Origin of the sequence: Nioella sediminis, from assembly GCF_001879695.1 — a bacterium.
Lineage (GTDB): Bacteria > Pseudomonadota > Alphaproteobacteria > Rhodobacterales > Rhodobacteraceae > Nioella > Nioella sediminis.
In genome coordinates this window covers 19353-36488 of the sequence record NZ_MNBL01000020.1, presented here as the reverse complement: position 1 = coordinate 36488, position 17136 = coordinate 19353, and the positions used below count along the sequence as shown (strand labels likewise).

The 17136-nt window shown below is 63.6% G+C and carries 15 protein-coding genes; 14 read left to right on the top strand and 1 reads right to left on the bottom strand.

Annotation, left to right across the window (positions count from 1 at the left end; all coding sequences use genetic code 11):
• Positions 1 to 205: 205 nt before the first annotated feature.
• The 5 genes from iolG to BKY26_RS02240 all read left to right on the top strand — a co-directional run bounded on the left by iolG (position 206) and on the right by BKY26_RS02240 (position 5377).
• Positions 206 to 1210: an inositol 2-dehydrogenase gene (gene iolG, locus BKY26_RS02260; protein ID WP_071688775.1), complete on the top strand. Its 1005-nt coding sequence runs from the start codon at positions 206 to 208 to the stop codon at positions 1208 to 1210.
• Positions 1207 to 2082: an SDR family oxidoreductase gene (locus BKY26_RS02255; protein WP_083431282.1), complete on the top strand. Its 876-nt coding sequence runs from the start codon at positions 1207 to 1209 to the stop codon at positions 2080 to 2082. Before iolG ends, BKY26_RS02255 begins: the two co-directional genes overlap by 4 nt.
• A gap of 153 nt (positions 2083 to 2235) precedes the next feature.
• Positions 2236 to 3324 carry an ABC transporter substrate-binding protein gene (locus BKY26_RS02250; protein WP_071688774.1) on the top strand — a complete coding sequence of 363 codons (1089 nt, stop codon included), beginning with the start codon at positions 2236 to 2238 and terminating at the stop codon, positions 3322 to 3324.
• A gap of 70 nt (positions 3325 to 3394) precedes the next feature.
• On the top strand, positions 3395 to 4159 hold the full coding sequence (locus BKY26_RS02245) for an ATP-binding cassette domain-containing protein (protein ID WP_071688773.1): 765 nt from the start codon (positions 3395 to 3397) through the stop codon (positions 4157 to 4159).
• 15 nt (positions 4160 to 4174) lie between these two features.
• The gene (locus tag BKY26_RS02240) at positions 4175 to 5377 is read left to right on the top strand and encodes a sugar ABC transporter permease (RefSeq protein WP_071688772.1); all 1203 of its coding nucleotides are present in this window, start codon (positions 4175 to 4177) and stop codon (positions 5375 to 5377) included.
• 23 nt (positions 5378 to 5400) lie between these two features.
• On the opposite strand, the gene BKY26_RS02235 is transcribed toward BKY26_RS02240, so the two are convergent.
• Positions 5401 to 5832, bottom strand: coding sequence for a BLUF domain-containing protein (locus BKY26_RS02235; RefSeq protein WP_071688771.1), 432 nt, complete (start codon positions 5830 to 5832; stop codon positions 5401 to 5403).
• 441 nt (positions 5833 to 6273) lie between these two features.
• Here BKY26_RS02235 and BKY26_RS02230 point away from each other — a divergent pair, with 441 nt between their 5' ends.
• The 9 genes from BKY26_RS02230 (at position 6274) to BKY26_RS02190 (ending at position 17132) form a co-directional block, all read left to right on the top strand.
• Entirely contained in the window at positions 6274 to 7113 is an 840-nt protein-coding gene (locus BKY26_RS02230) for an IclR family transcriptional regulator (protein WP_071688770.1), read from the top strand.
• A 32-nt stretch (positions 7114 to 7145) separates the two neighbouring features.
• Complete coding sequence (locus BKY26_RS02225) at positions 7146 to 8309, top strand: zinc-dependent alcohol dehydrogenase (RefSeq protein ID WP_071688769.1); 1164 nt, start codon at positions 7146 to 7148, stop codon at positions 8307 to 8309.
• 23 nt (positions 8310 to 8332) lie between these two features.
• Positions 8333 to 9253 carry an FAD binding domain-containing protein gene (locus BKY26_RS02220; protein ID WP_071688768.1) on the top strand — a complete coding sequence of 307 codons (921 nt, stop codon included), beginning with the start codon at positions 8333 to 8335 and terminating at the stop codon, positions 9251 to 9253.
• Positions 9246 to 11135: a molybdopterin-dependent oxidoreductase gene (locus BKY26_RS02215; protein WP_071688767.1), complete on the top strand. Its 1890-nt coding sequence runs from the start codon at positions 9246 to 9248 to the stop codon at positions 11133 to 11135. The genes BKY26_RS02220 and BKY26_RS02215 overlap by 8 nt, the downstream gene beginning before the upstream one ends.
• Positions 11132 to 12184 (top strand): xanthine dehydrogenase family protein molybdopterin-binding subunit, encoded by a 1053-nt coding sequence (locus tag BKY26_RS02210; RefSeq protein ID WP_083431281.1) that lies wholly within the window; start codon positions 11132 to 11134, stop codon positions 12182 to 12184. Before BKY26_RS02215 ends, BKY26_RS02210 begins: the two co-directional genes overlap by 4 nt.
• 64 nt (positions 12185 to 12248) lie before the next feature.
• Positions 12249 to 13214 (top strand): Bug family tripartite tricarboxylate transporter substrate binding protein, encoded by a 966-nt coding sequence (locus BKY26_RS02205; RefSeq protein WP_071688766.1) that lies wholly within the window; start codon positions 12249 to 12251, stop codon positions 13212 to 13214.
• A gap of 24 nt (positions 13215 to 13238) precedes the next feature.
• On the top strand, positions 13239 to 13742 hold the full coding sequence (locus tag BKY26_RS02200; RefSeq protein WP_071688765.1) for a tripartite tricarboxylate transporter TctB family protein: 504 nt from the start codon (positions 13239 to 13241) through the stop codon (positions 13740 to 13742).
• Positions 13743 to 13747: 5 nt separating this feature from the next.
• Positions 13748 to 15259 (top strand): tripartite tricarboxylate transporter permease, encoded by a 1512-nt coding sequence (locus BKY26_RS02195; RefSeq protein ID WP_071688764.1) that lies wholly within the window; start codon positions 13748 to 13750, stop codon positions 15257 to 15259.
• Positions 15252 to 17132 carry a thiamine pyrophosphate-dependent enzyme gene (locus BKY26_RS02190; RefSeq protein ID WP_071688763.1) on the top strand — a complete coding sequence of 627 codons (1881 nt, stop codon included), beginning with the start codon at positions 15252 to 15254 and terminating at the stop codon, positions 17130 to 17132. Before BKY26_RS02195 ends, BKY26_RS02190 begins: the two co-directional genes overlap by 8 nt.
• Positions 17133 to 17136: the final 4 nt, after the last annotated feature.

The following is a 17136-nucleotide window of genomic DNA, read 5'->3' as shown; positions in this document are numbered from 1 at the left end:
AGCCCCGAGGTCCAGCCTCGGGGCTTTTTCGTTGGTTGGGCGGCGCGCCCAGTGAGCAAGCATACCGACCACGAGAGAATTCCATTCCCGTCACTTTTTCCCGCTGCCCATGAGAGCCGCAGTTCCAATCTGGACAAACCCTGCATTGTTGACCGGCGGATTTTCCAAGAGGCTGTCCGTAAATCGGATGTAAGGGAGGGGCGCGATGCTTCGCTTCGGAATAATCGGCACCGGTCGGATCGGCGACATGCATGCGCGCCTTGTGGCGTTGCAGCCCGATGCGCGGGTGACCTGGTGTTATGACCTCTTCGAGGAAAGCGCCGCACGCACCGCCGCCGCCGTTGGGGCGCGGGCGACGACCGATCTGGATGCGCTGCTTGGGGCCGATGATGTCGACGCGGTGTTGATCGCCTCACCCACCAACACCCATGTGGAGATGATCCTGCGTTCCGCCGAAGCGGGCAAGCCGATCCTGTGCGAGAAGCCGATCGACGTCGATATCAACAAGGTCGAGGAGTGCCGAGAGAAGCTGGCTGCCTTCGACGTTCCGCTTCAACTTGGTTTCAACCGGCGGTTCGATCCCAGCCACGCAGGCGTGCAGAAAGCTGTCGCAGCAGGCGAGATCGGGGCGCTGGAACTGCTTGTCATCACAAGCAGGGACCCGGGGCCTCCTCCCCCCCGGGCCATTCTGGAGGCCTGCGGCGGCCTGTTCCGCGACACCACGATCCACGACATGGACATGGCGCGGTTCGTCCTTGGCGAAGAGCCGGTCGAGGTGTTCGCTATGGCCGCAAACCGCGTCGACCCGATCTTCGCGGAACTGGGCGACGTGGATACGGCGATGATCGTGATGCGCACGGCGTCGGGCGCGCTGTGCCATATCAACAATTCGCGGCGCACCAACTACGGCTATGACCAGCGGGTCGAAGCATTCGGGGCCGAGGGCATGGTGCGGTCCAACAACCACCGCCCGACCGAGGTGTCGCGCCATGGGGCGGGGGGGACGGCGACGAAGGACGAGTTGCTCTATTTCTTCATCGAGCGCTACCGCGCCGCCTACGAGGCCGAGATCCGCGATTTCATCGACCAGGTGACGGCGGGCAAACCCCCGAACGTGACATTCGAGGACGGGCGGCGGGCGCTGCTGCTGTCCGAGGCGGCGCTGAAATCCTACCAGACCAACAAGCCGGTGGAGGTGAATTACGCATGACCAACTATCAAAGCCCCTATGGCAGTGCCGCCTATCACGCGGCGTCCGAGACTGATGTCCCGCTGGACCGGCAATTCGCGGGTAAGGTGGCGGTTGTGACCGGGTCCACGCAGGGGCTTGGTCTGACAGCGGTCAAGCTGATGCTGCGGCGCGGGCTGAAAGGCGCCCTGATCATGGGCCGCAAAGAGGCCGAGGGGCAGGCGGCGGCAGACGCGCTGACTACGTCGGAACAAAGGGTGGTCTATCACCGCGCCGACCTGACCGATCTGGACGATTGCCAGTTTATCCACGACCGCGCGATTGCCGAATTCGGAACCTATGACATCCTCGTCAATTCCGCCGGGATCACCGACCGGGGCGGCATTCTGGATGGGGACGCGGCACTTTGGGAACGCACCTTCGCGATCAACGCCCGCGCGCCCTTCTTCCTGATGCAGAACGCGGCCAATCACTGGCGGGCAGAGGGCAAGCCGGGGGCCATCGTCAACGTGGCCACCGTGACCGCCCATGGCGGGGTGCCGTTTCTGACGGTTTATGCCGCGTCCAAGGCGGCGCTTGTGGCCACCACCAAGAACGCGGCCTTTTCGCTGATGCGTGACGGAATCCGGGTGAATGCGCTGGCCATCGGCTGGATGGACACCCCCGCCGAGGACATCACGCAGAAGACATTCCACGACATGCCCGATGGCTGGCAGGCCGAGGCGGGCAGGCAGTTGCCTGCTGGCAGGTTGCTGAACATGAACGAGGTCGCGCGCTGGATCGCGCATCTGGCCAGTGACGAGTCGGGCATCATGACGGGATCCGTTCTCGATTTCGATCAGGGGGTTATCGGCTGCTACGAGGCGACTCCCCTACCTGCGAAACCGGACTGACGGGGGCTGTCCGGTTCCAGACTGGACAGAACTCGACACGACCGGGGCGGGCTGCGGGCCTAGACTGAGCACACGAATACCGAACTGGAACCGGCCCCGCGCGGCCGGACCCGCAAGGCCCCGATGGGCCACCGACATCAAGGGAGGACGACAATGACCAGACTGACGAAAATCCTGACCAATAGCAGCGCCGCCGTTGCGCTTACCGTGGCCGGCTTCACCGCCGCGCCCGCGCTGGCCGATGGCGAGCAAGTGTTCTTCATGCTACCCAATTCCACCACAATCCGCTTCGAACGCCGCGACGCGCCTCTGTTCGTGGCGGCGATGGAAGAACGGATGCCGGGGGCCACGGTCACCGTGCAGAACGGAGAGGGCGACCCGGTGCGCCAGCAGCGGCTGGTGGAAGACGCCATCGCGCAGGGGGCTGACCTGATCGTCTATACCTCGTCCGACGCCAACCTGTCTGCGGGCGCGCTGCGCGCCGCGGAAGAGGCGGGGGTTCCGGTTCTGCTTTACGAACATGACGCGATCGGCGGTCTGGCCGAGGCGCATGTTCTGTTCAACGCCCGCGCCGTGGGCCAGGCACAGGGCCAGCGCGCGGCGGAGCTGATCGAGGCGATGCCCGAGGGGACGATCCGCATCGCCCGCGTGAAGGGCAATCAGGGCGAATACGGCACCACCCAGTATGAGCTGGGCCAGAACGAGTATCTCGATCCGCTGATTGCATCGGGCCGGGTGGAGATCGTCTGCGAGGACTTTACCCCCAACTGGGATCCGGTGCAGGCGCAGGCCTTTGCAGAGGACTGCCTGACCCGGACCGGTGGCGAGGTGGACATGTTCCTTGGCATGAATGACGGCACCACCGGCGGCTCGGTCGCCGCGCTGATCAGCCAGGGCTATGCACCCGGCGAAATCGTCGTGACCGGCGGTCAGGACGCCACCATCGAGGCGTTGCAGTTCATCGCGCAGGGCTGGCAGGACAACACTGTCTTCAAGGACCTGCGGGTGATGGCCGAGGCCGCTGCCGACATGGCGGTCGCGATCCTGAACGGTGAGGACCTGCCCGCCGAATGGATGAACGGCGAGGTGGACAATGACTACATGATGGTCCCCGCCGCCTTCCTGCCGGTGAACAACGTCACGCTCGACAACATCTCGGATGTGGTCGAAGCCGGTATCTACACCTGGGCTGAAGTCTGCCAGGGCGCGGAAGACTCTCAATTGTGCCAGGATAACCTCTGACAGCAGAGGTTTCTCCCGGTCGTCGGCGGCGCAACCTCCGCCGGCGACCTCGCGATACGGAAAGGCAGACATGACACAGCCCATCCTCAGCCTGCGTGGCATCACCAAGCATTTCGGCGGCGTCAAGGCGCTGACCGACGTGTCGCTCGATCTGGAGCCCGGCAAGGTCGTGGCGCTTGTGGGCGATAACGGGGCGGGAAAATCGACGCTGGTCAAGGTGATGTCCGGCGTGCACCGGCCCGATAGCGGCACCTATCAGTTCGAGGGGCGGGAGGTCGCCGTGTCCAACCCGGCCGAGGTGGCCGATATGGGGGTGCAGACGGTCTATCAGGACCTCGCGCTGTGCGACAATCTCGATGCGGTTCAGAACCTCTTTCTGGGGCGGGAACTGACCGGGCCGTGGTACACGGGCTACCGCGTCAGTCGCGCGGCGGCGGAGAGGCGGGCGAAGGAGGTGCTAAAGCGGCTCCGGCTCGACTCCATCTCGTTGACCCGCAACGTGGGCGCCATGTCGGGCGGGCAACGCCAGAACATCGCCATCGCCCGGTCGATCCTGTGGGAACCCAAGGTGGTGCTGCTGGATGAGCCGACGGCGGCGCTGAGCCATTCGGCGGCGGAACAGGTGGGTGACCTCGTGCGCGAACTGGCCTCGCACGGGCTGGCCGTGCTGGTGATCAGCCATGACATCCATCACTTCGTTCTGGACAACACCGACCGGATCGAGGTGCTGCGGCTGGGGCGCAACGCCGCCAGCTTCAATTCCAAGGACGTGACCGGCGAGCAGGTCGTCAACGCGATGGTGGGCGGCAATGAAGCCGTCAACATGGCAGGCTGAGGCGAGGACAGACGAATGACCGATATATCCATCCCTCCCACGCCCACAGCGACGCCGACACGGTCGCTGACGGAACGTCTGGGCAATGAGCTTAGTTTCGTGCCGGTGGCCGTTGGCCTGATCGCACTGTTCCTTTTCTTTGCAACGCAGTCGGATGTGTTCCTGACAAGCCGCAACCTGTCCAACCTGCTGGTGCAATCGACCGTGACCGGGATCATCGCGCTTGGCCTCGTCTTCGTGCTGCTAACGGGTGAGATTGACCTGTCTGTCGCCGCAACCTCGGGCGTGGCTTCTGTCTTCATGGCCAAGCTGGTGATGGATTTCGGCCTGCCGGTGCCGCTTGCGATCCTTGCGGGCGTTGCACTGGGCGGGATTGTCGGAGCGGCCTCGGCAAGGTGGGTGACGCTGATCGGGGTGCCGTCCTTCGTGGTGACGCTTGGCGTGGGGCTGGTGCTGAACGGCATCCAGTTGCTGCTGCTGCCGCGCACGGGCCGCTATAACCTGATGAATTCCGGTGTCGATCAGCTTGCCGCGACCCATGTGACCGGCCCAATGGCCTGGGGGCTGGTGCTGTGCGCCATCGTGCTGTTCGCCCTGGTCATGGGATCGACCTGGCGGTCACGCCAGCGGGCGGGGCTGTCTGCATCCTTCAACGCGGGCGTTCTGCTGCCGGTGGTCATCGTGGCGCTGTTTCTTGTCGGGGTTCTGATCTTTCTGGAAAACCAGCGGGGGTTGCCGATGCCGGTCATCCTGTTCCTCGCGCTGCTTGGGATCATGTCCTACATCACCTCCGAAACCCGCTTTGGCACCTATCTTTATGCCATCGGCAACAATGCCGAGGCCGCGCGGCGGGCGGGCATCAAGGTAGACCGTATCAAGATCACCGCTTTCGCCATCGCGGGCGGCATGGCGGCCTTTGGCGGTATCCTGTCGGCCTCGCGCTCGCTTGGCGTATCGGTGTCGTCTGGCGGCGGCGTCGGCGGCGGGGCGCTGCTGCTGGAAAGCATCGCAGCGGCGGTCATTGGCGGGGTGAGCCTGTTCGGCGGGCGCGGCATGGTCGTCGGGGCCCTGTTCGGGGCGCTGATCATCGCAACCGTGTCGAACGGGCTGAACCTGATGGGCGTGGCCAATGAGGCGCGTCTGATCGTGACCGGCCTGCTGTTGGTCGTGGCGGTGTCGATCGACCGCGGGATCGAAAGGCTGGCGCGTCCGGGCTGAGGCGGACCGAAAGCAGGCGGCGCTCAGCCCTCGTAGAAGCTGCGCAGCAATTGCAGCCCGTTGGACAGCTCGCCGTCGCTTGCCCGTTGCCAGAAGGCATCGCTGCCGAGATCGGCGAAACCTTCGACGCCGGTCAGGTCATCGGCGTCGACATTCTTGAAGCCCATGGACCAGTTGGAAAACATCCTGTCGTCAATCGGCCCCTCGTCGATCACCACAATGGTATGGTGCCTTGTATCGTTGGAAATCCGGCGCCAGACATCGTCAATGGCCGCGTCCGGCCCTTCCAGAACCTGAATGAAATTCCCGCGGCGGAAATCCTCGTTGAAGCGATAGACGAGGCATCCGGTGACGCCGTCCTTTTCATTCCGCGCGCGGCTGTGGCGCAGCAATTCGCCAAGATCTTCCTGAGAGAAGGGCCGCTCGGCCTGACTGACATAGGCTATGAATTTCATCTTGAGGTCATCCTCTCTTGTCTGCCCCGACCGATGGGTTCGCCCCGGAGCTTACGTGTTACGGGCATTTGGTTGCCCATTGGCGAAAGTCCAGTGCAGCTGTCAACAAAACGGAGTTCTGGATTGCGAATTTGATATTGTGAAATTAGTGACCTGAGATCCGCAATCCGTGCCATGGTCAGCCCATTGGCTCTGCCCCCGATTCGCGTCTTTGCGAAGGGAATGCTGCGTGAGGCCTTCGCAATTGCAGCAATGGCAGAGGGGCGAGGAAAGCCTTCTAGCCCATTGATCTTAAGGGGATTTTTCATCTGTAGCGATCCGGTAGTGTCCTGGCGTGGTCGAATTAAGTTTCACGATATCAAATTATAGCCAATATAATCAAATTATCTTGCCCTGAGGGGCCCATTTCGAAACCCTGATGCCAGAGGAGATCGCCAGATCATGAACGAACAGCTTCACACTCAGGACCGGTCGGCAGAGGACCTGCGAGGCGTGCTGCGCAGCCCGCAAAAACCGGTTCGGACGATCCAGTCGGTTGATCGGGCCCTGACGCTTCTGGAACTGGCAGCCGGTGAAATCGACGGCATCACCTTGTCGGAATTGTCGGATCGGATCGGCCTGAACGCCTCGACCTGCCATCACCTTGTCATGACGCTCGTGGCGCGGGGGTATCTGACCCATATCAGCCGCAGCCGTGGATATGCGCTTGGCCCGCGGGTTCGGGAACTGCTGGAGATGATGGAGCATGACTCCGACCCGGCGGTTCTGCTGCGCGAAGACCTGCGGCGCTTGGGCGAACAGCTCGGGCTCGGCGTGCAGCTTGCCGTGCTTAGCGAAACGTCGCTGCTGACCAAGCTCAGCTTTCCCGGCGCGGCCTCGACCCTGCAAGAGCCCAACGAGGTCGAAAAGATGACCGCGCTGCACGCAACCGCGACGGGCAAGGCCATTCTTGCCTGGATCCCCGATACGGAACTTGTGCGGATCATTTCGACCAATGGGCTGAAATCCTACACGCCCAACACGATCAACAGCCTGTCCGGTCTCGTGGAAGAACTGCGCAGCGTGCGCCGCTTCAAATACGCCATCGACAACGAGGAACTGCGCGAGGGCGTCGTCTGCATCGGATCGGCCATCCGCGAGGGGGGCGGCGCGGTCGTGGCGTCCATCTCGACGACGCTGCCCGCCAGCGAGGCGACCGAGGAGCGCAAGGCCCAGCTGACCCGCCAGATGATCGAGGCGGCCAACATATTCTCGAACAAGCTGCGAAACGCGCAACGTTAGCAGCCCCGTTAGCAACCTTAGGAGGACAGGACATGACGCTTCCCGCCAATGTGAAAACCAGCCCGGATTACCCGGTGCCCGAGACGATGAAAGCCTGGGTTCTGGGCGATCCCGGCGAGCTGACGCTTTCGGACAAGCCGGTTCCCGTGCCGGGCAAGGCGGAGGTCCTGGTCCGTATCGACGCGGTTGCAATCTGCGCGACCGATCTGGAGATCATCCATCACGGCCCGCCCGCCCAGATCCATGGTGGCGATCCGTTCAACAAGAACTTCACCCCCGGCCATGAATACATGGGCACCGTCGTGGCGCTTGGCCCCGGTGTCGATGAATACGAAATCGGCGAGCGTGTGACGGTGGAGATTCACGCCGGCTGTGGCCAGTGCAAGCGCTGCCGTCAAGGGATGTACACCTCCTGCCACAACTACGGCAAGAACTACGGCGGCGTGGACAAGGGCCATCGCGCCAACGGCTTCACCACCGATGGCGGCTTTGCCGAATACGCGGTGAACAACATCAACACGCTGGTTCATGTCGATGACAACATGACCGACGAAGAGGCGACGCTGGTCGTGACGGCTGGCACCGCGATGTATGGCCTGACCGAACTGGGCGGCCTCGTCGCTGGTGAAAGCGTGGTCGTGACCGGCCCCGGTCCGATCGGTCTGATGGGCGCGGCCGTGGCCAAGGCGCTTGGCGCGCAGCCGGTGATCCTGACCGGCACCCGCGACAACCGTCTGGAAATCGGCAAGCAGCTTGGCGCCGATCACGTGATCAACGTGCGCAACGAAGACGCGGTCGAGAAGGTCCGCGAACTGACCGGCGGCAAGGGCGTCGATTACGTGGTGGAATGCGCCGGGGCACCCAACGGTGTAAACGAAGCGGCACTGATGGTGAACCGGGGCGGCAAGATCTGTCTCGCGGCCTTCCCGCATAACAGCCCCGAGGTCGATGTCGCCTATCTGGTGCGCAACAACATCTACCTCTACGGCATCCGCGGCGAGGGCAAGACCGCCACGCACCGGGCCGAGGCCTTCATGCGGCAGAAGCGTTTCGACGCCACGCTGATCCATACCCACACCTTTGAGATGTCCGACCTGAAAGAGGCCCTGCGCTACGCCAAGGACCGGGTCGAGGATGCCATCAAGGTGGTGGTGAAGAACAAGCACGCCGAAGCCGGCAAGGTCGCGGCGGAATAAGGTCGCACGAAGGAGACGAGCCAATGCTGATCTGTGAGAGCTACCACGTTCCGAAAACCCTCGAAGAGGCGTTGCGCCTCTGGGGTGATGCACCGGATGGCAGCCGGCTCGTCTCCGGCGCCACCGACATCCTGCCCTGGGCCCGTGAGGGCCGGGCAGGGGATGTCGAAATCCCGGCGCTGATCGACGTCACGAAGATCCCGGAACTGAAGGGGTATTCCTGTGACAAGGGGCGCATTCGTCTGGGGGCCGCGACCGTCTATCAGGACTTCCTGACCGACCGCACCCTGATGAGCAACCTTCCCTGCATGCCCTATTGCGCGATCTGGTTTGCCGACGACCAGATCCGTGAACAGGCAACCGTCGTCGGCAACCTGGTGAATGCGTCACCGGTTGCCGACGGCACCCCTCCGGTCGTGGCCCTGAATGGCGAGATCGAACTGACGCGGCTGGAAGAAGGCGACGTGAAACGCCGCACGGTCCCCGTTGTCGATTTCATCGAAGGCCCTGGCCGGACCCTCATTCAACCCGGCGAGATTGCCACCGCCGTCACCGTGGACAGCGCCTATGGCTACGGCGGCTCGTTCCAGAAGGTGGGGCAGCGCCGGTCGCTGGTGATCTCGGTCGCCTGTTGTGCCGCGCTGGTGCGCGCCGACAGCACCGGCACCATGTTCGAGGATGTCCGGCTGGCGCTCGGCGGGGTCGGACCACGTCCCATCCGCCTGCGCGACGCCGAACGGCGCCTGAAGGGAGAACGCATCACGCAGGAGCTGATCCAGCGGGTGGCGGAAAGCGCCGCCGACTCTGTCGGATCGCGCAGCCGCAAGGAATACCGCCGCGACGTGGTGGTGAATTTCGTGCGCGCCGGGCTGGAAGAGGCACTCGCCAACCAGCCGGAAATCGGCGCCAAGTTCAAGAATTTCGGGGAGACCGAGAATGCCTAAGATCGACCTGACCATGGATGTGAACGGCCGCAAGGTCGTGAAACAGACCGAGCCGCATAAACGCCTTCTGGACTTCCTGCGCGAGGATCTGAACCTCACCGGCACCAAGGAAGGCTGCGGCGCGGGCGAATGCGGCACCTGTTCCGTCTTCGTGGATGGCAAGCTGGTGAAATCCTGTCTGATGCCCGCCGCCAAGGCCGATGGCGCGAAGATCGAAACCATCGAAGGGCTGGCGCGGCCCGGCTCTCTCACCCCGGTGCAGCAGGCCTTTCACAAGACCGGGGCCAGCCAGTGCGGCTACTGTATCCCCGGCATGGTGATGGCCGCGACCTCCGCCTTGCGCGAAAACCCCGATGCGGGGATCGAGGAGATCAAGGAACGCCTTGGCGGCAATATCTGCCGCTGCACCGGCTACACCAAGATCTTCGAGGCGGTCGAGATCGCCCGCGACGTAATCGCAGGCCGCTTGCCGGAAACCGCACTGGACGAGGATGCGACGGGCGAGTCCTTCATCGGGGCCAATGTGCGCCGTCTGGATGCGCCGTCGAAGGTCTCGGGCCGTCTGAAATATGCCGCCGACATGAAGATGGTGGACATGCTGCAGATGCAGGTGCTGCGGGCGCCGATGCCCCATGCGCGGATCGTGTCCATCGACACCAGCGAAGCCGAGGCGATGGACGGTGTGGCCTGCGTGATCACCGCAGATGACGTGCCCGGCACGGACGGGTTCGGCGTATTCATCCATGACCAGCCGATCATGGCGCGCGGCAAGGTGCGCCATTTCGGCGAGGCAGTTGCGGCTGTTGCCGCCGAAGACCTGGTCACAGCGCGCCGCGCACTGGCCAAGATCAAGGTGGAATACGAGGAACTGCCGGGCATCTACGCGCCCGAGGACGCGCTGAAACCCGGCGCGCCCGTGATCCACGATTACGCGCAGGACAACGTCATCAAGCATATCCCGATCCGCAAGGGCGACATCGACAAGGGCTTTGCCGAGGCCGATCTGATCCTGGAGGACGAGTTCCGCACCCAACAGGTCGAACACGCCTATCTGGAGCCGGAAGCGGGCATCGCCTATGTCGATCACGACGATGTGGTCACGGTGCTCTCGCCCTCTCAGAACATCACCCATCACCGGCACATGCTGGCCCATATCCTCGATCTGCCGATCAACAAGGTGCGCTTCATAATGAGCCCCGTTGGAGGCGGCTTTGGCGGCAAGGAGGACATGATCTACCAGGGCATGCTGGCGCTGGCAGCCATGAAGACGCATCGCCCGGTGCAACTGAACTTCACCCGCGAGGAAAGCCTTGTGGCAAGCGCCAAGCGGCACCCGTCTCGGGTCAAGTACAAGATGGGCCTCAAGTGGTCGGGCGAGATCACCGCGATCGAGTTCGACATGCTCAGCGACGGCGGCGCCTACGGCATGTCCAGCGAAGGCGTGATGCGCAAGGCGGCGATCCTGTCCTGCGGACCTTACGAGGTGCATAACCTCAAGGTCGATACCAAGGTGGTCTATACCAACAACACGCCATCGGGCGCGTTCCGCACCTTTGGCGGCATGCAGGCGCAATTCGCAACCGAGAGCATGATGGACATGGCCGCCGAGGCGCTGGACATGGACCCGTTCGAGTTGCGCCGCATCAACATGATGCGGATCGGCTCGCGCACCCATACGCAGCAGGAACTGACCACCGCCTCGCTCGACCGGGTGCTGGACGCGGCGGAAGCGGCCTCGCGTTGGGAAGCGGGCGCACCCAAGGTGCGCGGCCCCCGGCGTGGCGACCTCGGCGGGCCGGATGCGCGCAAGCCCTGCACGCTTGGCGCGCGGATCGGTGACGCGGCCGACACCGAAACCAAGGACGAAAGGGTAGCATCATGAACCGCAAGATGCGCGGACGCGGAATGGCGTCGAGTTGGTACGGCATCGCCCGGACCGCCACCATCGACCGGGCCGGGGCCTGGGCCGAACTGGATGACGGCGGCACCGCCAAGATCGTCACCGGCGTGACCGAGATCGGTGAAGGCATCCTGACGGTGCTGGCGCAGGTCGCAGCAGAGGAACTGGGCGTGCGCCCCGAAGACGTGACTATCGGGGACAACGATACCTCGCGCTCGCCCGAGGCCGCCCATGCAGGCGCCACGCGCCAGACCTACATGATCGGCAATTCGGTGGCTCTGGCCTCGCGCGATGCGCGCGCCAAGCTCTTCGCCGAAATCGCCGATCACTGGGATGTGCCGGTGGACAGCCTGCGCGCCTTCAACGGCGAGCTTTGGGCGCAGGACACCAACCTGCGCATGTCGATGGACGAGGCGGTGAAGACCTGCAAGGGGCGCGGCGTCGTGCCCGTGGGGTCTGCATCGTTCACCGCGCATGGCACCGGGCTCGATCCCGTCGATGGTTCCGGCAGCCCGTGGCAGGCCTATGTCTTCGGCACCCAGATCGCCGAGGTCGAGGTCGATACATGGACCGGCGAGGTGCAGGTTCTGGGCATCTGGGCCGCCCATGACGTGGGCCGGGCGATCAACCCGCGTGGTGTCGAGGGCCAGATCGAAGGCGGCGTGGTGCAGGGGCTCGGCCAGGCGCTGATGGAGGATTACCAGACCGAGAAGGGCTATACGACGACCCACGGGTTCGCCAAGTATATCCTGCCCACGTCGCTGGATATTCCGCAGATCAATTGCACCATCGTCGAGGATCCCGATCCGCTGAGCCCGCTTCAGGCCAAGGGTATCGGGGAACCGGCGCTTGTGCCGACCGCGCCCGCGATCATGAACGCGATCTACGACGCCATTGGCGTGCGCATCAAATCGCTACCCGCAACACCGGAAAAGATCCTCGACGCCCTGCGCAACCATGTGCCGGGCCGGGAACAGATCGCGCAATCCGCGCGGCAGGATCGTGCCGAGGCCCACAGAAGAGGCCTTTGACACGCGAAAGACCGCGTCTCCGGAGGAGGGGGCGCAGAACATCAACCAACTGGGAGGAAAGACAATGACAAAGATCAAGACATTGCGCAGAGCCACAACCGGCCTGCTGGCCGCCGCAGCGATGAGCTTCGCCGGGACCGCTCAGGCGGAGTTCCCCGACCGGCCGATCGAGATGACCATCCTGTTCGGCGGTACGGCGAATTCCATCGCACAGCTTCTCACCGACCTGATGTCGCAGGAAATGAGCCAGCCAATCGTGCCCGTAAGCCGGACCGGTGGCGGTGGCGCGGTCGGCTATTCCTACGTGGTGAACACGCCCGCGGATGGCTACAACATCGTCTGGAACTCCAATTCCATCAACACCGGCAATCACATGGGCCGGATCGACTTCAACTACGAGGCCTTCGCACCGATCGCCCGTGTCTCGACCGAGATCCCGGCGCTGGCGGTGAATGCGTCGACCGGGTGGGAAGACCTCTCTGACATGGTCGAAGCCGTTCAGGCCTCTGGTGATGTGCTGCGCGTCGGCATTTCCGGGCGCGGGTCGTTTACCCATCTGACCTCTGCGGCGCTCTTCGATGCGCTCGGGATCGGCGAGCAGGTTGCCTATATCGCCTATGGCGACGGGCGTGCCCCGGTGGAACTGCTGGCGGAACGGATCGACGCCGCCATCCAGTGGCCCGGTCAGTTCGCCTCCTATGTCGAGGCAGGAGAGCTGAACGTGCTGGCCGTGACCGGTGACACGCGGGTCAACGTGCTGCCCGATGTCGCCACGGCGATGGAGCAGGGATATGACGTGAATATCTCGATGTGGCGCGGCCTTGCAGCCCCGGCGGGCACCCCCGATGACGTTGTTGCCGCCCTTCAGGCCGCAGCGGAAGCCGCCGTCATGAGCGACACCTTCCAGGAAGCATCGGGCAATATCGGCTTTACCCCGGCCTTCCTGCCCGCCGCCGAATTCGGTGCGCTGATCGCTGAGGACGATGCCTTCTATGGCGCGTTGCTGACCGAACTCGGCATGGCCCAGTAAGCCGGAACAGCAGGAGACGTATCAATGACCAACAGTGCAAAAGACGTGGCCCTGAGCCTGAGCCTGCTGGCGCTTTCGGCGGTCTGGACCTGGCTGGTCATTGATACGATCCCGACGGGCTGGGGCCATGGCGACATCGGACCAAGAGCCTTTCCCATGGTGCTCGGGATCATCCTCGGGGGGCTTTGCATCCTGCTGCTGATCCGAACCTATCTGCTGGGTCGAACCCCGGCAGGCAAGGCAGGCACGGGCGATGTGGATGCCATCGAAGAGGCGTCCTCCGAACGTTGGGGATCCATGATCCTCGTGGCTATCGAGATCTCTGCTTACGGGTTTCTCTTGCAGAAACTCGGCTTCCTGATCGCCACCCCCATTCTCATCCTGTTCGTGCTGGTCATCCATCTGCGCCTGAGATCGTGGAAAACGATCCTTGGCATGACCCTTGGCATGACACTCGGCTGCTGGCTGTTCTTCGAGAAGCTTCTCGGGATTTACCTGGCCAATGGCAGCTGGTTCAATATCGGATAACCGCCATGGACATCTTCCTTCAAGCTCTTGCGTCTGCCATGACGCCCATGGCCATTGCCTCGATCGGTCTTGGGGCATTGATCGGGCTGATCTTTGGCTCGATCCCCGGACTGACCTTCACGGTCGCTTTGGCGCTGGCCTTGCCGATCACCTTCAGCATGGACCCGGTGCCCGCCATCGGCCTGCTGTTGGGCACCTATATCGGCGGCATGACCGGCGGGTCGGTCTCGGCCATTCTTCTGGGCATACCGGGTACGCCGTCTGCCGCCGCCACGGTGCTGGACGGCCATCCGATGACCAAGCAAGGCAATGCCTCTATCGCGCTTGGTACGGCGGTGATCGTCTCGGTCTTCGGCGGTGTCTTCAGCCTGATCGTGATGATCGTCTCGGTCGATCTTGTGTCGCGCGTGGCCATTTCCTTCGGCCCGGCGGAAATCTTCGCCCTGGTCCTTTTCGGTCTGTCCACGATCTGCGGCCTGTGCGGTGGATCACTCATCAAGGGGCTGATCAGCGGGGCGATCGGCCTGATGATCATGACCATCGGCATCGACACGATTGACGGTGTGCAGCGCATGACCTTCGGCAGCGTGAACATGATGCAGGGGGTGAACCTGCTGGTGGCCATGATCGGTCTCTTTGCGGTGCCCTTCATCATCGAGGCCTTCGCGGTCAAGACCTCCATGCCGGAGAAATCCCAGAGGATCAGCCGCGTGAAGGCGGAATTGCCCTCGATTGGCCTGCTTGGCCGCAACCTGTGGCTGATGATCAAGTGTTCGGTGATGGGCACCGGCATCGGCGCCATTCCCGGAACCGGCGGCGCCATCGCCTCCTTTCTGGCCTATGACCACGCCAAGCGGTTCTCGAAGAAGCCCGAGAGTTTTGGCAAGGGCAATATCGAGGGTGTCGTTGCTCCCGAGACCGCCAACAACGCGGTTACGGGTGGTACGCTGATCCCGCTGCTGTCGCTTGGTATTCCCGGCGATCCGGCCACGGCCATCGTGCTGGCGGGTCTGATGATCCACGGCATCACCCCCGGTCCGGCGCTGTTCATGAACCATGCGGGCGAGGTCTATGGCATGTATGTCGCCGTGGTGCTGGCCTATCTGTGGGTGCTTGGCCTGCAACTGATGGGCATCCGCCTGTTCGTGCATGTGCTGAAGATCCCCCGCGAACTGCTGGCGGTTGCCGTTCTGGTGCTCTGCGCCATCGGGGCCTTTTCGATCCGCAACAGCGTCTTCGACATCTACGCCATGGGGGCGATCGGGGTTGCGGCCTATGTGCTGGTCTCCTTCCGGGTGCCGATCACGCCGATCATCCTCGGCATGGTGCTGGGGCCGACGCTGGAAAACGAGTTCCGCACCGCGATGATGCTGTCCATGGGCGATCCGGCGATCTTCTACACATCGCCCACGGTGCTGGTTTTCTTCTCTTTCGCCTTGCTGGTGATCGGTCTTCAGGCCGTGAGCGAATTCAAGGCCAAGAAACAACCCAAGAACGAGGTCAAAGCCGATGCTTGACGAAACCGAAAAGAACGATCCCGTCACCCGCGAAATCCGCGCCCGCGCCGTCCGGCTGGCCAAGGCCGATGTGGACATGACCTTTGGCGGGGGGATTGTCGAACTGACGCTGTCGGAGGCGTTGATCGTCGGCCTTCTGAAGCAGGGGGTGACCCAGTATTACGCGATCTTCGGGCATGGCTCGACCGATCTGGGCGAAGTGCTGCGCATCTACCACGAGGAAGGCGTCGTCAACGTCGTCAACTGCCGCAACGAGGTGGAAATGGCCCATGCCGCCACGGCGCATGCCTGGGTGACGGGCAAGACGCCCGCCGTGGTCACGTCCATCGGGCCGGGCGGTTTGCAGGCGATGGCGGGGTCACTGGCAGCGGCCTCCAACGGCGTCGGCGTCTACCACATCTACGGGGACGAGACGACGCGCGGCGAAGGCTACAACATGCAGCAGGTGCCGAAGCCCGAACAGGGGATTTTCGGCAAGATGGGCGCGCTGATGGGGCAATCCTACACGCTGCACACGCCCGGCGCGTTGCGCGAATGCCTGCGCCGGGGCACGGCCTGCGTGCATCACCCCTACAAGGCGGGGCCGTTCTACATCCTGCTGCCGATCAACACGCAGCCCGAGCGCGTGAAGGTCAACACCGGCACCTTGCCGGGGCGCAGCGCACAGCCGCCGCTGGTGCCCGCGACCCCGGATGCCTTCGCGGAAGCCGCAGGCATTCTGCGCACGGTCGAAAAGGTCACGATCAAGGCCGGGGGCGGCACCCGCAAGCACCACGAGGCGCTGCGCGAGTTCGCCATGCGGATCGGTGCGCCGGTGGTTCTGTCGCCCGGATCGACCGGCGTGATGATGGATGCTCATGTGCAGAACATGCATGTGGGCGGCTCCAAGGGCTCGATCAGCGGCAATCACGCGATGGAACAGGCCGAGGCGGTCGTCATCATCGGCAGCCGGGGCGTCTGCCAGGCCGATTGTTCCGGCGCGGGCTATCCCAATGCCAAGGCCGTCATCAACATCAACGGCGATTTCGACGATCTCGACCACTACGCCAACACCGTGGGCCTGCCGGGTGACATCAGCGCGGTGATCGGCACGCTGCTGGATTTCCTCGGCGATGGCACCGGGGCCGAGCTGCGCACCGATTGGTTGCGCGCCTGCGAGGCCAAGAAAGACGAATGGACCCGCTTCAAGGCGGAACGGATCGGGGCCGCGCCTCTGGCCGATGTGGTTTGGAAGGCCCCTGTTCTTACGCAGCCCGCCGCGATCCACACGGTGTCCTCCTTCGCCAACCGCGTCGGCGCGATCAAGTTCTTCGACGCGGGCGATGTGCAGGCCAACGGGTTCCAGATCGTCGAGGATGACCTGCCGGGGCAGACCTACACCGAAACCGGGGCGTCCTTCATGGGCTTCGCCGGGTCGGCGCTGCTCGGGCTGGCGGGGGAGAGGGACGCGCCCTATGGCATCGCCTTTACCGGAGACGGGTCCTTCATGATGAACCCGCAGATCCTGATTGATGCGGTGGAACATGGTGTGCGCGGGATGATCGCGCTGTTTGACAATCGGCGGATGGCGGCGATCACCGGGCTGCAATACGACCAGTATGGGCGCGAGTTCAAAACCAATGACTCCGTCGCGGTGGACTACGCCACGCTGGCCGGGGCCGTTTCCGGCGTGCGCTCGGTCTATGCGGGGACGACCAAGGCCAGCCTCAACGCCGCACTGGACAATGCCTTTTCCCATGACGGGCTGTCGCTTGTGCATATCCCGGTCTACGCGGGGCGCGATCCGATTGCATCCATGGGGGCCTATGGCTCCTGGAATGTCGGCAACTGGGTGGATGACGTCCAGGCGGCTTACCTGAACTCGAAGATTTGAGGGA

Excerpts from the sequence above, each read along its gene's own strand:
- iolG (WP_071688775.1), top strand. The coding sequence starts at position 206 with ATGCTTCGCTTCGGAATAATCGGCACCGGTCGGATCGGCGACATGCAT.
- BKY26_RS02255 (WP_083431282.1), top strand. The coding sequence starts at position 1,207 with ATGACCAACTATCAAAGCCCCTATGGCAGTGCCGCCTATCACGCGGCG.
- BKY26_RS02250 (WP_071688774.1), top strand. The coding sequence starts at position 2,236 with ATGACCAGACTGACGAAAATCCTGACCAATAGCAGCGCCGCCGTTGCG.
- BKY26_RS02245 (WP_071688773.1), top strand. The coding sequence starts at position 3,395 with ATGACACAGCCCATCCTCAGCCTGCGTGGCATCACCAAGCATTTCGGC.
- BKY26_RS02240 (WP_071688772.1), top strand. The coding sequence starts at position 4,175 with ATGACCGATATATCCATCCCTCCCACGCCCACAGCGACGCCGACACGG.
- BKY26_RS02235 (WP_071688771.1), bottom strand. The coding sequence starts at position 5,832 with ATGAAATTCATAGCCTATGTCAGTCAGGCCGAGCGGCCCTTCTCTCAG.
- BKY26_RS02230 (WP_071688770.1), top strand. The coding sequence starts at position 6,274 with ATGAACGAACAGCTTCACACTCAGGACCGGTCGGCAGAGGACCTGCGA.
- BKY26_RS02225 (WP_071688769.1), top strand. The coding sequence starts at position 7,146 with ATGACGCTTCCCGCCAATGTGAAAACCAGCCCGGATTACCCGGTGCCC.
- BKY26_RS02220 (WP_071688768.1), top strand. The coding sequence starts at position 8,333 with ATGCTGATCTGTGAGAGCTACCACGTTCCGAAAACCCTCGAAGAGGCG.
- BKY26_RS02215 (WP_071688767.1), top strand. The coding sequence starts at position 9,246 with ATGCCTAAGATCGACCTGACCATGGATGTGAACGGCCGCAAGGTCGTG.
- BKY26_RS02210 (WP_083431281.1), top strand. The coding sequence starts at position 11,132 with ATGAACCGCAAGATGCGCGGACGCGGAATGGCGTCGAGTTGGTACGGC.
- BKY26_RS02205 (WP_071688766.1), top strand. The coding sequence starts at position 12,249 with ATGACAAAGATCAAGACATTGCGCAGAGCCACAACCGGCCTGCTGGCC.
- BKY26_RS02200 (WP_071688765.1), top strand. The coding sequence starts at position 13,239 with ATGACCAACAGTGCAAAAGACGTGGCCCTGAGCCTGAGCCTGCTGGCG.
- BKY26_RS02195 (WP_071688764.1), top strand. The coding sequence starts at position 13,748 with ATGGACATCTTCCTTCAAGCTCTTGCGTCTGCCATGACGCCCATGGCC.
- BKY26_RS02190 (WP_071688763.1), top strand. The coding sequence starts at position 15,252 with ATGCTTGACGAAACCGAAAAGAACGATCCCGTCACCCGCGAAATCCGC.